Genomic DNA, 15,741 nt, shown 5'->3' with positions numbered 1-15,741 from the left:
AGTCGGAGACATCAGAAATGCAGACTTATCGGAATACCCTGAACGGAACGCTTGTTGACCCCGTCAGCTGTTATGAAATTTTCAATCCTGCCAATGGGCAATCTTTGGGAATGGCGCCAGAGAGCGACGAACAAGAGGTCGACCGCGCTGTCCAGTCGGCTAAGCTCGCTCAAAATAGCTGGGCAAAGCAAGGTGACAAGGAGCGACGCGACGTCATTAACAGGGTTGCTCAGATTCTCGAAGAAAATTCCGACTATCTGGCGGAACTGATTACACGGGAACAGGGAAAGCCGTTGTCCGGCCCGGGCTCAAGGTTTGAGATGCAAGCCTGTGTTGGGTGGACTCAGGTTCCCGCGAGCCTCGATCTGCCTCCCGAGATTGTGTACGAGGATGACGAGCGCAAAGACACCTTGCATCGCGTTCCGCTAGGCGTTGTAGCAGCAATCGCGCCATGGAACTGGCCTTTGATGATAGCTATATGGCAAATCATTCCGGCCATAAGAATGGGGAATGCAGTCGTTCTGAAACCTTCTGAATACACACCTATTGCAACACTGGAGATGGTCAGGCTTATCAACCAGGTTCTTCCGGCGGGCGTGCTCAACACAGTAACCGGGGACGGAAGCATCGGAAGCAAACTGACCCATCACCCTGAGATCAACAAAATCATGTTCACCGGCAGCGAATCAACCGGTCGCCGTATTATCGAAGCCTCCGCAAAAAACCTGTCACCTATAACCCTGGAGCTTGGCGGTAACGATGCAGCCATCGTTATGCCCGGAACAAACGTTAAAAACATCGCCAACGATTTGTTCTGGGGTGCATTCCTGAACATGGGACAAACATGCGCCTGTATCAAACGCCTCTATGTTCACGAAGATGACTACGACGCCGTTATGGCCGAGCTCAGCGCAATCGCCAGTCAGATGAAAATAGGTGATGGCATGGATGAGTCTGTGCTGGTTGGCCCCCTCCAGAACAAGATGCAGTTTGAAAAAGTCCAGGAACTCGTATCTGACGCCAAAACAAGTGGTTGCGATGTTCGCGAGTTTGGCGAGGTACCGGACCAAGGCTACTTCATGCCCCTTACTCTGGTTGGAGATATCAAGGACGGCCAGAGGCTGGTTGACGAGGAGCAGTTTGGACCAGCCCTACCGATCATTCGTTACCGAGATCTGGAGGATGCCGTGGAGTCTGCGAACGGGCTTGACGCGGGGCTTGGCGCATCCCTGTGGGCAGACAAGCCTGCAGAAGCAAGCAAGCTGGCTACCCGGCTGGAAGCCGGAACGGTGTGGATCAACCAGCATGGTGCTATCCACCCGATGGTTCCTTTCGGAGGCAACAAGGCGTCAGGCTACGGAGTCGAGTTTGGTATTGAAGGGCTCAAAGCGGTCACACAGAGCAGGGTGGTCAGCTTAAAGAAATAAAAACAGCCTGCTTTGAACCTGGAATTGGAGCAGTGAGCGAATCAGGTGCGGAAGCTGCGATGAAGCACTACGCACCTAAACACCAGAAAAATAACATCGAGGATTGTAATGATGCATCTACCCAAAAAACTGGCGTGCTGCCTGGTGGTAGCGTCCAGCCTTATTGCTGCGAGTGCGAATGCGCGCCTGCCAAACGAAAACGTTGGTAGCACCACTCTGCCGCCGCCAGATGATCACCGAAGCTATATGGTGGATTTTGAGTTCAACAACATGGTTTCCACCCGGGTCGTTGTGATTGATCCCGACGAAAAGAAATATCTTGGAATGGTGCCAACGGGCCACGCTGCTCCCGCTACGCTCTCCCATGATCGGAAAACCATCTATACCGCAGATTTCTTCTATACCCGCTACGTGCGCGGGGAGCGCACCGATGTATTAACTGCCTGGGATAGCCAGACGCTTTCAACGAAATGGGAACTCGAACTACCGAGCCGACGTGCGTTTACCCTGACTGAACGCTTTTCCATCGCGCCCAGTGCAGATGACAAGTTCGTCTATATCTATAACTTCACGCCATCGACGTCGGTGACAGTCGTCGACACCACCAAACAAGAGATGGTTAACGAGATCGCGATCAACGGGTGCATTCTGAACTACCCGGTAGGAGAGAGGCGGTTTGCGTCCCTGTGCGGCGACGGCTCACTTCAGATGATTACGTTGAACGACGAAGGTGAGGAAATAGATCGCACCAAAACCAAGTTCTTTGATCCGGACGTAGTCAAATTGGTCGAAAGGGCTACGGTCGTCGGGGAGACCTACTATTTCGTGACCACATTGGGTGAAGTCGTGCCACTGGACCTGTCCGGAGACGAGCCGAAGCTGCTGCCCCGCTGGTCACTGGTCACGCGGGAAGAAATGGCTGACGGCTGGGCGCCAGGCGGCTGGCAGCTCATTGCAACCGCGCCCGGGATCAACCGACTGTACGTACTGATGCACCCGGACCACAAAGCTTATAACTGGGAAGATCCAAGCCAGATTATCTGGGAGTTTGATCTGGAAACCGGCGAAAAACTTGGAACCCTGGAATCACCTAACCTTATTTGGAGCCTGAGCGCTACATCAGATGACAAGCCTCTTCTGCTTGGCACAAATATTGAAGGCGGCCTGGAGATATTTGACCTCTCCACTGGCGAGCATAACGGGACAATGGAAGGTGTAACCAAAACTCCGACACTGATACTGAACCATTAAGAGGTGACGTGATGATAGATCCTGTTATCAGTACATCGGCCGCTCTGGCGCTGAGCGTTATATTCGCCAGCGCGGCAAGCCATAAACTCAGGCACCCCAGCTGGTTTCGGCGCCAGGTGCACGAATACGAGCTAATTCCAGGGCTGATGGTGCCAGCCGCAGCTCGAACCCTGCCGATCGCAGAGCTCGTGATTGCCGCCGGTCTGCTATGGAGTATCAGCAGGCCTTACGCCGGCGTTCTGGCATTTTTGATGATCTGTGTCTATGCACTGGCCATCGCAATAAATCTGGCCCGAGGCCGCAAAGACATCGACTGCGGGTGTTCCGGCCCGGCGATGCGACAGCCGTTACAGCCTGCCTTGCTCGCTCGCAATCTGCTGCTGGCCATCATTGCTTTGGTAGCTCTGTTGCCCATGCTTGATCGGCCACTAAGCCTGCACGACAACTTTGTGATGATTGCAGCGGGCGTCGTTCTGGTTCTGCTTTACACAGCCACAGATCTCTGGATTGCCAATAGACCGTTACTACTAAAACTGTCAGGAGAAAAATAAGATGCAAGCACTCATCGTTTCAAACATTCTGCTTTGGCTGCTGTTGATAGCCAGTTCGCTGGTGCTTCTTGGCCTTATCCGGCAAATCGGCGTTTTGCACTCACGAATCGCGCCCGCCGGCGCACTGATGCTAGATAAGGGCGTTGAAGTTGGCAAATCTGCACCGCAGGTTACAGCACCAGACCGTTTCGGCCGACCGATCAACATTGGCTATGCCAGCGAACGCTCTACCCTGCTCTTTTTCCTCTCGCCCTCCTGCCCGATCTGTAAGTCGCTCATACCGGCAATCAAGGCCATGAGCCGCTCTGTTAAAGACCTGGATGTGATTTACGTAAGTGATGGAGATGCTCTTGAGCATGACAAACTCATATCTCAGGCCGGACTCGAGAAATCCACCTACGTCGTGAGCCCTGACGTCGGCATGACCTATCAGATTGGCAAGTTACCTTATGCAGTGCTGATTGATCAGGCCGGAACACTCAAAGCCAAAGGCCTCGTTAACTCCAGGGAGCATCTGGACAGCCTCTTTGAAACCGAACTACTAGGCTCATCAACCCTTCAGGATTACATAAAGGCTCAGGCTGAATCCTCAGGTATTCATACGCCTTCCTGATTAAGGAGAATAATAAAATGAAATTTCTTGATCGCTTTTTCGAACGCTCGTCACGCCATGTAGCCAATACAACGGGGCGACGCCAGTTTGTCGCAAAATTTGGCTCATTTTTGGCTGTGGGCGTGGCCGCACCAGCCCTTCTTCCTATCGACCGAACCGGTAAGGCACTGGCTGCCGGCACACCATCAGCCGGCGACCCGGGTGATCCAACCAGTTGTGACTACTGGCGTTACTGTTCGGTTGACGGATTTCTTTGCAGTTGTTGCGGGGGCTCGGCAACCAGCTGCCCGCCGGGAACAGAAGTCTCTTCTGTCACCTGGGTCGGCACCTGCCGCAACCCTGCAGACGGAATCGATTACATCATTTCCTACAACGACTGCTGCGGCAAACATAGCTGCTCTCAGTGTGCGTGTACCCGTAACGACAGCGAAGAGCCCATGTACCGGCCTTTCAACAACAACGATATTAACTGGTGTCTGGGCACAAGCAGCAGCGTTTACAATTGCACCGTATCGGTTATCAAGGGCGTGGCCTCCTGAGGAACATAGCTATGCGCTCGATCTTCTGTGCTTTGGCTTTAACCTTGATCGTTGTCTCCCCTTCGGGGGAGGCACGGGTTATTCCTGACCCCAATCAAAAACCAGCTCCTGGCAATGAGGCCCGACAGACGCCTTTGCATCTGGCCAATTATTCACCGTCGGTGAATTATCAGTTGCAATGCGTGGGTTGCCATCTGACAAACGGCGAGGGCGCACCTCGTAGCGATGTGCCAATGATGAAAGGTTTTGTGGGGAATTTCCTCAAGGTGGAAGGCGGTCGGGAATTCCTCATTCGGGTTCCCGGCTCTTCGCTGTCTGCGCTTAGCAACTCGCAGTTGGCCGAGCTGCTTAACTGGATGCTAAAAGACGACGGAATTGCCGGAGGTAGTGCACCAAAAGGCTTTAAGCCTTACACAGGCAAGGAAGTCGAGTCCTACAGGGGGGTGATGATCAAAGATCTGGTGGGATACAGACGTAATCTGATTGAACAGATAAGAGATCTGAACATAGATATCCCCGAAGACGTCATTCCATAAATTAAATCACGCCTTTGACAACGCGGTTCGAGGCGCCTTAATGCCTTGAACCGCGCCTTCCGGGTTCTAGCGTCGACAACCAGAATCTTCTCCCAACAGACACTACCCAAGAACCGCACTTTACGTTAAGGTCAACTTTGCACAGCTCGACTCGGTTTTACCCAAACCGGAATGACTGGCAACGGGAGCTTCATTGCAACACCGGCAGGGTTGCATAAAGCGTTCTATACTCTGGCAAAACACCGGCAGATAGAACAAGGCTCCGTAACTTAACGATGCCCTCATAAGGGGCATTCTGTTCCTCAAGCCATCACCCCAGGAAGAGGATTATGACAACAACAAAGTCCAAAACCGTTTATAACCCTGTTTTTACGGACGGTGCTGAATACCGCATCCCGACATTCAAACTTCTGAAACAGGACGGCTCGCTCTATAAAGGCGGCAAAGCCCCTGATATCGACAAAGAGAAAGCTCTGCGAATCTACCACGCGATGGTCACCACCCGTGTGCTGGATGAGCGTATGCTTGGCGCCCAGCGCCAGGGCCGCCTGAGTTTCTACATGCAGTGCACTGGCGAGGAGGCTTCCATTATTGGCAGTACCGCTGCGCTGGATGACGCCGACATGATCATGGCCCAGTATCGTGAGCAGGGCGCACTGGCCTATCGCGGCTTCACCATTGACGAGTTTATGAACCAGCTGTTCGGCAATGAACTGGACTACGGCAAGGGCCGCCAGATGCCGGTTCACTATGGTTCCAGCAAACTCAATTACATGACTATCTCCTCTCCGTTAGCCACGCAAATCCCCCAGGCGACCGGGTATGCCTACGGCCAGAAAATGGCCGGTGACGGGCACTGCACTATTGTCTATTTCGGTGAGGGCGCAGCCTCGGAAGGTGATTTCCACGCAGGTCTGAACATGGCCGCCGTGCATCGCGTACCCGCTATTTTCTTCTGTCGCAACAATGGCTATGCCATTTCCACTCCCGCCGTTGAACAGTTTGCAGCCGATGGCATAGCCCCTCGGGGCTTCGGCTACAAAATGGACACCATCCGTGTAGACGGCAACGACCTACTGGCCGTTTACCAGGCCACCGAAGCCGCCCGCAAACTGGCGGTGGAGGAAAACCGCCCGGTTCTGATTGAAGCCATGACCTATCGCCTGGCGGCGCACTCGTCATCTGACGACCCTTCCGGTTATCGCAGCAAAGACGAAGAGGCCGTATGGCGCGAGAAAGACCCCATCCTGCGCATGCAGAACTGGCTCATAAAGAAAAAATGGTGGAGCGAGAGCAAAGAGAAAGAACTTCAGGAACGCCTGCGCCGTGAAGTGCTCGAGACCATGAAGCGAGCCCAGAAGCTCCCGCCACCCCCGCTGGAAACGCTGGTAACGGATGTTTACGACGAAGTGCCTCCGTTGCTGAACGCGCAGTTCGAAAAACTCAAAGCACACATTCGCAAATATCCGGACGAGTATCCCAAGTCGGCTGCTCACGTTCAGGGAGGGGCATAACATGGCCAAGATGAACATGCTGCAGGCCATCAACGATGCGCTTGATATCGCGATGGCTACCAACGACCGGGTTCTTTGCTTTGGAGAGGATGTGGGTGTTTTTGGTGGTGTATTCCGTGCCACCAGCAATCTGCAACAGAAGTACGGCAAAGATCGCTGTTTCAACACGCCTCTGGTGGAACAAGGCATTATCGGTTTCGCCAACGGGCTGGCAGCTCAGGGCTCCTTCCCGGTGGCCGAGATCCAGTTTGCCGACTACATATTTCCAGCCTTCGATCAGATTGTTAACGAATCGGCCAAGTTCCGCTATAGGTCCGGCAACCTGTTTGATGTGGGCGGCCTGACCATCCGGGCGCCCTACGGCGGTGGCATAGCCGGTGGCCTGTACCACTCCCAATCACCAGAAGCCTATTTTGCCCACACACCGGGTTTGAAAATTGTTGTGCCACGCAACCCGCATCAGGCCAAAGGCCTGCTACTGGCTTCCATCAACGACCCAAACCCCACTCTGTTCTTTGAGCCAAAGCGTTTGTATCGAGCCTCTACAGGCGAAGTGCCGGAGGGCGAATACGAGTTGCCCATAGGCGAAGCCGAAGTCCTGAAGGAAGGCACCGATGTCACGGTGTTGGGCTGGGGCGCCCAAATGGAAGTCATCGACAAAGCTGTCGAGATGGCAGAAAAAGAAGGCTTCTCCTGCGAGGTCATTGACCTGCGCACAATCCTGCCCTGGGACGTGGAAACCGTCGCCGAATCGGTGCTTAAAACCGGACGTCTGGTAATCACCCACGAAGCCCCCCTGACGGGCGGCTTTGCCGGTGAGATAGCCGCCACTATCCAGGAACGCTGCTTCCTCTATCTGGAATCACCGATCGCACGGGTTACCGGGATAGACACACCCTTCCCGCTGGTGCTTGAAAAAGAGCACTTCCCCAATCACCTGAAGGTCTATGAGGCCATCCGGGAAAGCGTCGAATTCTAGACTGATATCAGGACAGGAGAACAATTATGAGTGATTTTATACTGCCCGATATCGGCGAAGGTATCGTGGAATGTGAACTGGTCAAATGGCTGGTGAGTGAAGGTGATCTGATCGAAGAAGATCAGCCGGTCGCAGAAGTTATGACCGACAAGGCCCTGGTAGAAATTCCCGCGCCCTACAAGGGCCGGGTAACCCGCCTGTACTGGAAAGAAGGCGACATAGCCAAGGTGCATGCGCCGCTGTTTGAACTGATTGATGAAAGCGGTGAAGGCGAGGGAGAACCCGCAAAAGCCCGTGATGAAAGCAAAAGCTCTGAGCCAGAGGCAAACCAGGCGGAGCCGAAGCAAAGCTCTGATCGCGCAGAAACAGTCGCTTCAGCAGCCCCGTCGACGCGCCAGGACGGGGAGCGCACGCCCGCCAGCCCCGCTGTGCGCCGTTTGGTTCGCGAGAATGAACTGACGCTGGAAAATATCCAGGGCTCGGGCAAAGATGGCCGCATACTCAAGGCCGATGTACTGGCTCATCTGGAACAGCCTGCCTCCGGCAGTTCACCAGCCTCAACGAGCGGAGCACGCAGGCCTGCCGCGCAAAACCAGGAAGTGCGCATAGAGCCCATCAAAGGCATGCAGGCCGTTATGGCCAAGCGCATGGTGGTTTCCGCAACCACCATTCCACACTTTATCTTCAGCGAAGACATTGATGTTACTGATTTGCTGAGCCTGCGCCAGCAGCTAAAGCCCGAAGCAGAAGCCCGTGGCTCTCGCCTCACGCTCATGCCGTTCATCATGAAGGCCATCGCACTCGCAGTGCGTGAATACCCGGTGCTTAACAGCCAGCTCAACGAGGATGTTACCGAGATCCACTACCAGCCCCAGTGCAACGTTGGCATGGCCGTAGACAGCAAAATCGGGCTGCTTGTTCCCAATGTTAAAAACGTGGGCCAGCTTACCCTGCTGGAGATTGCGGACGAGGTAACCCGGCTGACCGAAGCGGCCCGGGAAGGCCGGGTAAGCCAGGCGGATCTCAAAGGCGGCACCATTACCATTTCCAACATTGGTGCACTGGGCGGCACCTACGCCTCACCCATCATCAATGCGCCGGAAGTAGCGATTGTGGCGCTGGGGCGTACCCAGAAGCTGCCGCGCTTTGATGCGAATGGTCAGGTGGCAGAGCGCGCCATCATGACAATCAGTTGGGCGGGCGATCACCGCATTATTGATGGCGGTACCATTGCCCGGTTCAACAACCTGTGGAAGAGTTATCTGGAGTCACCGCAATCCATGCTTCTCCACATGGGCTGACCGGTATGGCGCCACCAAACCCGTCATCGCAGATGCCACAGCCGTCACAGCTGCAACAATTCTACATCCCGGAAGAGCAGTCGGTTTACCTGCTCAGCCACGACGATGCGAGAAAGCTGAAAGACTGGGTTGAGCTATGCACAACCCAGCTCAGGCAGATGGGTTACGCCGACATCTCGATGATCGGAAAGGGCGCCTACGGTTTTGTGTTTGCCGGCAGGCTGCCGCTGGAGGGCGCGCGTGATCTTGATCATGTGTTCAAGTTCACCCGCATCACCCTGCCCCAGCATCTGCACGACCGGCTGGAAGACGAAGCCTATATTCTGGAACAGGTAGAGCACCCCCGGGTGCCCGGCCTGGTTGCCTTCCACCGCGCCGGCAGCCAGCCTATTCTGGTCATGGAGCGGGCGCCCGGTTTTAACCTGGAGGAAGTATCTCTCCAGCAAGGTCGGCTGAGCCCGCGCCTGATTATCCGCATCGCCGATCAGCTGGCCGATATCCTGCGCCACCTGCGGCGCGAATCCGACAATGAACAACGCCCCATCGTGCACGGTGATATCAAACCATCCAATCTGGTGTTTGACGCCGAGACCGAAAATATTGCGCTGATCGACTGGGGCTCCTCGGTCTTTGCCCAGTTGGACGCCAACCAGCAGTTTCTCAGCCCCAGCGTGATGGAGCTGATGTCCGACAACTTGCAGCAGACCAACGCCCGCCTGGGCGATGTTTACTTCATTGGTGAAGAACAGCTCTATGGCGGCCTCTCATCCCCAAGGTTTGACGAGCAAGGTGCTGCGGCTACGCTCTACGCGCTGGCCTCCGGACAGTCTTGCCGCTTTGGCCATCAGGCGATACCCGCCACCTCCCTTGGCTTACCCATGGAATTTGCGCGCATGCTGGAAGGCATGCTCGACCCGGACCCTGCTCTGCGCATGCGTGCCGGCGACCATTATCTGAAGGAGATGCCGCGTTTGGGCCGCACGGTGATGATCGACCTGCCCGAACCCGCACCCACGCCTCTGGTGCCCATCTGGACACGGCTTTCTGAACGGGAAATCGACACCGTGGTGTACAGTTCCCGAAAGTCTTTCCTGCGACAGGAAGGCGCGCCCGAAACCCTGAACGACGTCAACGACGTGCAGCTGGATCGCTACTACAAGAACTTCATGCAGGGTATGGGAGAAACTGAAAAAGCATTTCTCGCCGCCGTCAGCCGACTTGGCCGTTATCCGGTAGAAGGCGGGCTCGCTGTGCGCTGGGAGGCTGATGGTATCTACGTGGATACCTCTTTGAACCTGCACGACCCGGAACTCAAAAACGCCTTCACCACGGCCGTGAACAACATGGTTAACCTGGCTCAGGCCATCTATCGCCAGGGCATCTTCAAAAGCTGCCTGTTCAACGCCCGGGACACCCTGCACATCGAGCGTGATGAGCCCGAGCAGCCGTTCATTGCGCCGCCTGAGATGCGACTGCCCTATCAGGTGAGCTCGGCGCCGGAAGTGGAAGACCGTTCACGGGTGCACTCTTACTTTGAGGACGGGCCGGATCCGGAGGAGTTTCTGGTACTGCCACAAACCATCATTAAATCCCTGGAGGCGCTCAACACCATCCGCCACACCGGCATGATCATTTTTGAAGCCCTGCCCCGACATCTCAAAATCCACAGCCAGTACCGACTGCTGGACCCGGAGAAGGAAGACGAGTTTCGACAGCGGCTGGACGAAATTCTCGCGGCCGTAGATCAGATTACCGGGCTGGGCGTATCCGGCTTTATGAAAATGCCCTACAAGGACACCCGGTTTTTCCCGCATATTGAGCGGCTGCCTGAACGCTATTACCCCCGGAATCCCAGGCACGAAGCTGCAGAGGCAAGCTAGCTCCCGGCAATCATCTTATCTGCTTCGCAAACACGCCCGATTGGTTTACGATGCGCCGCCATACCCTGTTCCCGCTAAAACCTTCAGGCTGCCATGTCCTCCAATTATCTGTATACCGACCTGTCTGGCTATTACGACTTAATGTGTGCGGATATTAGCTATCACGCTCAAAGCTTCGGCGTTCAGAGGCTGCACCAGCTTTTCGGTAATGATGGACAGACGCACCTGGACCTGGCCTGCGGAACCGGCCCTCATATTCGCCACTTTATTGATTTCGGATACCAAAGCAGCGGTCTGGACATAAACCAGCCCATGCTGGAACAGGCAAGAGAGCGGTGCCCGGAAGCACAGTTTTCATTAGGCGACATGTGCAACTTTGAGGTTGATGAACCTCTGGATTTGATCACCTGCTTCTTGTATTCCATCCACTACAGCGATGGCATAGAAAAGCTGAAACAATGCATTGCCAGCGCACATCGCGCACTAAAACCGGGTGGCGTGTTTTGCTTTAATTCCGTCGATAAAAACAAAATTGATAACAACCTGTTTGAGCGACACACCGTCTCCCAAGGGGATAGCCTGTTCACCTTCCGCTCCGCATGGGATTACTGTGGTGAGGGCGAGAGGCAAGGCCTCAAGCTCAGCATCACGAAAACCACCGACGGCGTCACCCAATCGTGGAACGACGAACATCCTATGGTGGCTTTGGGTTTTGAAGAGCTGGCAAATATCCTGCAGCCCTTTTTCGATGTCCATATTCTTGAACACAACTACGAAAAGATCGTTCCGTGGGACAAGGTATCGGGAAACGCGATCTTCGTATGCGTGAAAGCATAACCTCGCCACTGGATTTTCCGGACCAGCACTGGTAACTTTCCGTACAGATTTATCAACAGATAAACATACCTTCAAGGATTGAAGATATGCCTCAGGCAAACGGATTGCAGTTCACCGCGCGTGTCGGTGAGCTTCCCTCAGATATGTTCTCTGTCGTCAGCTTTGCACTGACCGAAGGTCTTTCGGAGCTTTTTCATGGCCGCCTGATCCTGGCTAGCACCGATCCTGGAATTCAGGCCTCTGACGTACTGGAACAGCCCGTTGACCTGGCAGTCTGGCAGGACGGCATCCCCCAGCGTCGCTTCACCGGCGTGGTGAACGAGTTTGCCCGAGGCGAAACAGGCCATCGCAGCACCCTCTACGAGGTGATCATTCAGCCGCCGCTATGGCGCTTGGGGCTGATGCACAACAGCCGCATCTTCCAGACTCAAACCACCGACGCCATCGTGCGCACCCTGCTGGAAGAGCGGGGCATTGTGGATTCGGTGTTTGATCTGAAGCGCACTCCCCAGGATCGGGAGTACTGCGTACAACACCGGGAAAGCGACCTGGCGTTTATTGAGCGATTGGCAGCAGAGGAAGGCTGGCACTACCGCTACCAACACGGCAGCGTAGATAAGGACGAGCAGCCCGGATTGATCCTTGCCGACCACCACGGTGATGCCCCAAGGTTAGAGGCCGCCGAATACAACGGCAAAGCCGGTGGAAGCACCAAACAACCTGCGGTGTTTCGCCTCCGCTACGAAGAACGGGTGCGTGCCGCCTCTGTAGCCACCAAGGACTACACCTTCAAGAATCCAGCCTATGCCCTGATGCACGAACACAGTGCTTCCGGTACCAGCCATCGCCAGGACTACCAGCACTTCGACTACCCAGGCCGATTCAAAGCCGACGCCAGCGGCCAACCGTTTACCGAAGCTCGGTTAGATGCCCTCAGAAACGATGCCAGCACCGCAAACGGCGAAAGCAATCGCCCGGATTTCACTTGCGGCGCAAAAGTGGAGCTCACCAACCACGACAGCGCCAGGCTAAACTGCGACTGGCTGTTAACTGCCATTACCCATGTGGGCGAACAACCCCAGGCACTGGCAGAAGAAGGCGGCTCTGAACCCACCACCTATCACAACCTGTTCAGCGCTGTACCAGCCAACAAAACCTGGCGGCCATTGTGTGACCACCGGCCGCTGATGGACGGTCCACAGATAGCCATAATTACCGGCCCGGAAGGTGAAGAAATCCACTGCGATGAATACGGCCGGGTGAAAGCGCGCTTTCCCTGGGATAGGCGCCAGCGGCCAAATGGGGTAGAGAGCACTGAGAACAACGAACACAGCAGCGCCTGGCTGCGCGTAAGCCAGGGCTGGGCCGGTGGGCAATACGGTTTCATGGCACTGCCCAGAATCGGCCACGAAGTGATTGTCTCCTTCCTTGATGGCGACCCGGACCAGCCCATCATCACCGGAAGAACACACCACGCCACCAATACACCGCCCTACTCGCTGCCGGAGCACAAAACCCGCACCACCCTGAAAACCCAGACCCACAAGGGTGAAGGCAGCAACGAACTGCGCTTTGAGGACGAAGCAGACAAGGAGCAAATCTACATCCACGCCCAAAAAGACCTCGACCTGCTCACCGAAAATAACCGCACCGAGGTCATCAGAAACGACAGCCACCTGACCGTTGAGAACGACCGGTTCAGCCACGTCAAAACAAACGATCACACAACCGTAGATGGCGAACAACGGGTAAAGATCGGCGGCGACTACAGCCTCGCAGTTAACGGCAGCCACCACAGCAAATTCGGCAAAGCCCAACTCATCGAAGCCGGCAATGAAATCCATCACAAATCGGGCTTTAAGATTGTTATCGAAGCCGGCGCCGAAGTAACCCTGAAAGCTGGTGGTAGTTTTGTGAAGGTGGACCCGAGTGGGGTGACTATTTCAGGCCCGCTGGTGCGGGTGAATTCCGGGGGTGCGCCGGGGAGTGGGAGCACGGCGGCAGTGCAGAAACCACAAATGCCCGCCTTGGTCGCCATACGCGATTCAGGCTCCGGCAATCCCGATACACTACCGGTAACCAAAACCCGACCAGTGGCTACCCCTCAGCCCAGCCCCGTCTCAAAACTGCGTGAAGCTACCCAGAATGATGCCCTGTTAAGCAAGCAATGCGGCAAACAACCAGATGGACGTTGCGACTTCAGCCCATGTTCTTGTGAGGCTGGATAATGATAGAGAACCTGAAGGAAACCTCAGTGCACGCCGGACACAACGTCTACCTAATGATAGATGGCGCTCAACTGGACGCACCAAAGCTGATATATAGCCACGACGACAGTCCGGGATTCGACCAGCTCTACCGCGGCACATCCCATCAGTCAGCTCTGGAAGTAAGCCCTTGCATTGTTCAACCCTCTGAAGCCAGCCGACTGCGGACAGAAGAGACAGTTTGGCGTTCGGCGGGCGTTATTATTGAAAGCAATGCAGATATTCAGACCCTTACAGATCATTTCCGCAGCCTGATCAGCGTAAGGCTACCCGACCAAACATTTGCCTATCTCAGATTCTATTCGCCAACTCAGATCCACGGCGTGATCTCCGCCTTTAATCCGCACGAGTGCGCACGTATAGGCCAGGAACGTCCAGGGCACCGGGGGAAGTCCACATCCGACAACAGCCACTTGTTATGTCATGTATTGCTGAAAGTTACCGAAATAGGGCTTTAATGCACCCAGTATTGGCTCTCTACAATCTCCCTTCACCAATCTCACTACTGTATCAGGTAAACTCCCATTGGCTAATCCCAAAGAATTACTGACTTGAGAGGAAAGTGATTTACGATTATATAAGGCTAATAATTGTCTATAGTCGTTATTTTGTAGCACAAGACTAAATACAGCATTTGTATCAGTGTAAATTTGGTAAACATCGATACTAGCAATTAGATTTTGTAGTGCGGCGTCAATATTGGAGGCACCTTTCTGCATTACATCAAATACATTCAGCTTAAATTTCACTTCACTCGAAACGTGTAAAGAGACTTGTGTATCTAGTTCAGCTTGAAGCCTACCAAAAATTGTATTAGAAACCGTCGCAAAATCTGCGGCAGGATCACGGGCAAGTCTTTCACTTACTATCTCTAACAATTCTTTAGTGCAAAAAAGATTCTCTACTTCAGCAACTTCCAAGACATAAATTGAATCTTGTTCTAATTTAGAAATCTCAGCTTGGACTCTTCGGTCTCGATCTATTAATCCAAATACATCTAAATGATGTATCTGCGCATTTGCTTTTAATGCCTTTACTGACTGAATTACTTGGGAGCAGCTACCACGCGGAATTACCAAGAAATTTGATAACAACTCTCGGTATAGACTGACATCAAAGCTGCCATTTTCTCCTTCGACAAATACTACAGGTTTTCTACTCCCTAACACTTCAATAAGAAGTTCATTAGGTAGATCTTCATCTTCATTAATAAGCTCCCAATCCCACTTTTGACCATCAAATGATTTTAACCAGACACTTTTAGCCGCTTCTTTAGCAGCCGCAAAATCTACGTCATGGGTTAAATAAACAAAAAGACAGTCTTGACGTAGTTTTTCTATTGCATCCCACAGGGGGGCTTGAACAGATTTATGTAAATGCAACTCAGGTTCATCTATTACTATAATTCCATCTTTTGAAGCAGCTAAACACTGACCAATAAGATAAAAAATGACTCTTTCACCATCACTCATTTCAGATGAATTATATATCTTGTCTTCTTGTCCCTTTATTCTAGTTTGAATCCTCAATCCACCAATAATCAATTCTCTATGTGGAAGAATCGTTTCCCATAATTCCTTTACCAGATCAATTTTAGTTGTTGGCGGTGTGATACGCTCTTCGATAGCTATGCATGCTCTTTTGAATTTCGCATTTTCTTCCGTTTCGTCCGAGAACAAATAGACCATCAGTTTTTGGAAGTCATTCATGAATGTGGTAGCTGGTTTTTGACTCCATTTACTTGTTTTATTTTGATAGCCCCATCCTGGGTTACCAAATAATAAATCTTTTTCCGCTTGCTCAATTGATTGAGGGGTAGTTGAATCCGGCAAGGCCAAAGACTTTTGTGCAGAAATTCTATGTACTAACTCTTTCTGTGGAGAATTTATTTCTATCCATGAACCTAGTCTAGTCTTACCTGAACCATTAGCGCCTACAAGTAATATACTTTGATTTGTCTCAACTGATTCAGTTGTATTCTCTTTGGGAAGGATAAGCGCTTTCATAACTAAATTTCTCTACTCCATCAGGATGACATAACGTCTT

The 15,741-nt window shown here is 53.3% G+C and carries 14 protein-coding genes; 13 read left to right on the top strand and 1 reads right to left on the bottom strand.

Annotated elements, in window-relative coordinates:
* The first annotated feature begins 17 nt into the window (after positions 1–17).
* The 13 genes from FFI90_RS00300 (at position 18) to FFI90_RS00240 (ending at position 14,153) form a co-directional block, all read left to right on the top strand.
* Positions 18–1,427, top strand: coding sequence for an aldehyde dehydrogenase family protein (locus FFI90_RS00300; protein WP_144775418.1), 1,410 nt, complete (start codon positions 18–20; stop codon positions 1,425–1,427).
* A 111-nt stretch (positions 1,428–1,538) separates the two neighbouring features.
* The gene (locus FFI90_RS00295; protein WP_144777159.1) at positions 1,539–2,678 is read left to right on the top strand and encodes an amine dehydrogenase large subunit; all 1,140 of its coding nucleotides are present in this window, start codon (positions 1,539–1,541) and stop codon (positions 2,676–2,678) included.
* 11 nt (positions 2,679–2,689) lie between these two features.
* Positions 2,690–3,229 carry a MauE/DoxX family redox-associated membrane protein gene (locus FFI90_RS00290; RefSeq protein WP_222120459.1) on the top strand — a complete coding sequence of 180 codons (540 nt, stop codon included), beginning with the start codon at positions 2,690–2,692 and terminating at the stop codon, positions 3,227–3,229.
* Between the two features lies 1 nt (position 3,230).
* On the top strand, positions 3,231–3,842 hold the full coding sequence (gene mauD, locus FFI90_RS00285; protein ID WP_144775414.1) for a methylamine dehydrogenase accessory protein MauD: 612 nt from the start codon (positions 3,231–3,233) through the stop codon (positions 3,840–3,842).
* 17 nt (positions 3,843–3,859) lie between these two features.
* Entirely contained in the window at positions 3,860–4,381 is a 522-nt protein-coding gene (locus FFI90_RS00280) for a methylamine dehydrogenase light chain (protein ID WP_144775412.1), read from the top strand.
* 11 nt (positions 4,382–4,392) lie between these two features.
* Positions 4,393–4,917, top strand: coding sequence for a cytochrome C (locus FFI90_RS00275; protein WP_144775410.1), 525 nt, complete (start codon positions 4,393–4,395; stop codon positions 4,915–4,917).
* 329 nt (positions 4,918–5,246) lie between these two features.
* The gene (locus FFI90_RS00270; RefSeq protein ID WP_144775408.1) at positions 5,247–6,431 is read left to right on the top strand and encodes a thiamine pyrophosphate-dependent dehydrogenase E1 component subunit alpha; all 1,185 of its coding nucleotides are present in this window, start codon (positions 5,247–5,249) and stop codon (positions 6,429–6,431) included.
* A gap of 1 nt (position 6,432) precedes the next feature.
* The gene (locus FFI90_RS00265; protein ID WP_144775406.1) at positions 6,433–7,410 is read left to right on the top strand and encodes an alpha-ketoacid dehydrogenase subunit beta; all 978 of its coding nucleotides are present in this window, start codon (positions 6,433–6,435) and stop codon (positions 7,408–7,410) included.
* A 26-nt stretch (positions 7,411–7,436) separates the two neighbouring features.
* A complete protein-coding gene (locus FFI90_RS00260) occupies positions 7,437–8,711 on the top strand; it encodes a 2-oxo acid dehydrogenase subunit E2 (protein ID WP_144775404.1) in 1,275 nt (424 codons plus the stop codon).
* Positions 8,712–8,743: 32 nt separating this feature from the next.
* On the top strand, positions 8,744–10,591 hold the full coding sequence (locus tag FFI90_RS00255) for a protein kinase domain-containing protein (protein WP_144777158.1): 1,848 nt from the start codon (positions 8,744–8,746) through the stop codon (positions 10,589–10,591).
* A 93-nt stretch (positions 10,592–10,684) separates the two neighbouring features.
* The gene (locus FFI90_RS00250) at positions 10,685–11,428 is read left to right on the top strand and encodes a class I SAM-dependent DNA methyltransferase (protein WP_144775402.1); all 744 of its coding nucleotides are present in this window, start codon (positions 10,685–10,687) and stop codon (positions 11,426–11,428) included.
* A gap of 86 nt (positions 11,429–11,514) precedes the next feature.
* Positions 11,515–13,656 carry a type VI secretion system Vgr family protein gene (locus tag FFI90_RS00245; RefSeq protein ID WP_144775400.1) on the top strand — a complete coding sequence of 714 codons (2,142 nt, stop codon included), beginning with the start codon at positions 11,515–11,517 and terminating at the stop codon, positions 13,654–13,656.
* Entirely contained in the window at positions 13,656–14,153 is a 498-nt protein-coding gene (locus FFI90_RS00240; protein ID WP_144775398.1) for a DUF4123 domain-containing protein, read from the top strand. The genes FFI90_RS00245 and FFI90_RS00240 overlap by 1 nt, the downstream gene beginning before the upstream one ends.
* On the opposite strand, the gene FFI90_RS00235 is transcribed toward FFI90_RS00240, so the two are convergent.
* The gene (locus tag FFI90_RS00235) at positions 14,112–15,701 is read right to left on the bottom strand and encodes a DUF4435 domain-containing protein (RefSeq protein ID WP_144775396.1); all 1,590 of its coding nucleotides are present in this window, start codon (positions 15,699–15,701) and stop codon (positions 14,112–14,114) included. The two genes, FFI90_RS00240 and FFI90_RS00235, sit on opposite strands and share 42 nt — an antisense overlap.
* Positions 15,702–15,741: the final 40 nt, after the last annotated feature.

Source organism: Marinobacter maritimus, from assembly GCF_007671675.1.
GTDB classification, from domain to species: Bacteria; Pseudomonadota; Gammaproteobacteria; order Pseudomonadales; family Oleiphilaceae; genus Marinobacter; species Marinobacter maritimus.
The sequence above is the reverse complement of the archived record's forward strand: the minus strand, read 5'-3'. Positions and strand labels throughout refer to the sequence as shown.

Bases quoted from the DNA above. Each gene is read 5' to 3' on its own strand.
- FFI90_RS00280 (WP_144775412.1), top strand. From the start codon at position 3,860: ATGAAATTTCTTGATCGCTTTTTCGAACGCTCGTCACGCCATGTAGCC.
- FFI90_RS00240 (WP_144775398.1), top strand. From the start codon at position 13,656: ATGATAGAGAACCTGAAGGAAACCTCAGTGCACGCCGGACACAACGTC.
- FFI90_RS00260 (WP_144775404.1), top strand. From the start codon at position 7,437: ATGAGTGATTTTATACTGCCCGATATCGGCGAAGGTATCGTGGAATGT.
- FFI90_RS00245 (WP_144775400.1), top strand. From the start codon at position 11,515: ATGCCTCAGGCAAACGGATTGCAGTTCACCGCGCGTGTCGGTGAGCTT.
- FFI90_RS00235 (WP_144775396.1), bottom strand. From the start codon at position 15,701: ATGAAAGCGCTTATCCTTCCCAAAGAGAATACAACTGAATCAGTTGAG.
- FFI90_RS00255 (WP_144777158.1), top strand. From the start codon at position 8,744: ATGCCACAGCCGTCACAGCTGCAACAATTCTACATCCCGGAAGAGCAG.
- FFI90_RS00290 (WP_222120459.1), top strand. From the start codon at position 2,690: ATGATAGATCCTGTTATCAGTACATCGGCCGCTCTGGCGCTGAGCGTT.
- FFI90_RS00265 (WP_144775406.1), top strand. From the start codon at position 6,433: ATGGCCAAGATGAACATGCTGCAGGCCATCAACGATGCGCTTGATATC.
- FFI90_RS00270 (WP_144775408.1), top strand. From the start codon at position 5,247: ATGACAACAACAAAGTCCAAAACCGTTTATAACCCTGTTTTTACGGAC.
- FFI90_RS00300 (WP_144775418.1), top strand. From the start codon at position 18: ATGCAGACTTATCGGAATACCCTGAACGGAACGCTTGTTGACCCCGTC.
- FFI90_RS00295 (WP_144777159.1), top strand. From the start codon at position 1,539: ATGCATCTACCCAAAAAACTGGCGTGCTGCCTGGTGGTAGCGTCCAGC.
- mauD (WP_144775414.1), top strand. From the start codon at position 3,231: ATGCAAGCACTCATCGTTTCAAACATTCTGCTTTGGCTGCTGTTGATA.
- FFI90_RS00275 (WP_144775410.1), top strand. From the start codon at position 4,393: ATGCGCTCGATCTTCTGTGCTTTGGCTTTAACCTTGATCGTTGTCTCC.
- FFI90_RS00250 (WP_144775402.1), top strand. From the start codon at position 10,685: ATGTCCTCCAATTATCTGTATACCGACCTGTCTGGCTATTACGACTTA.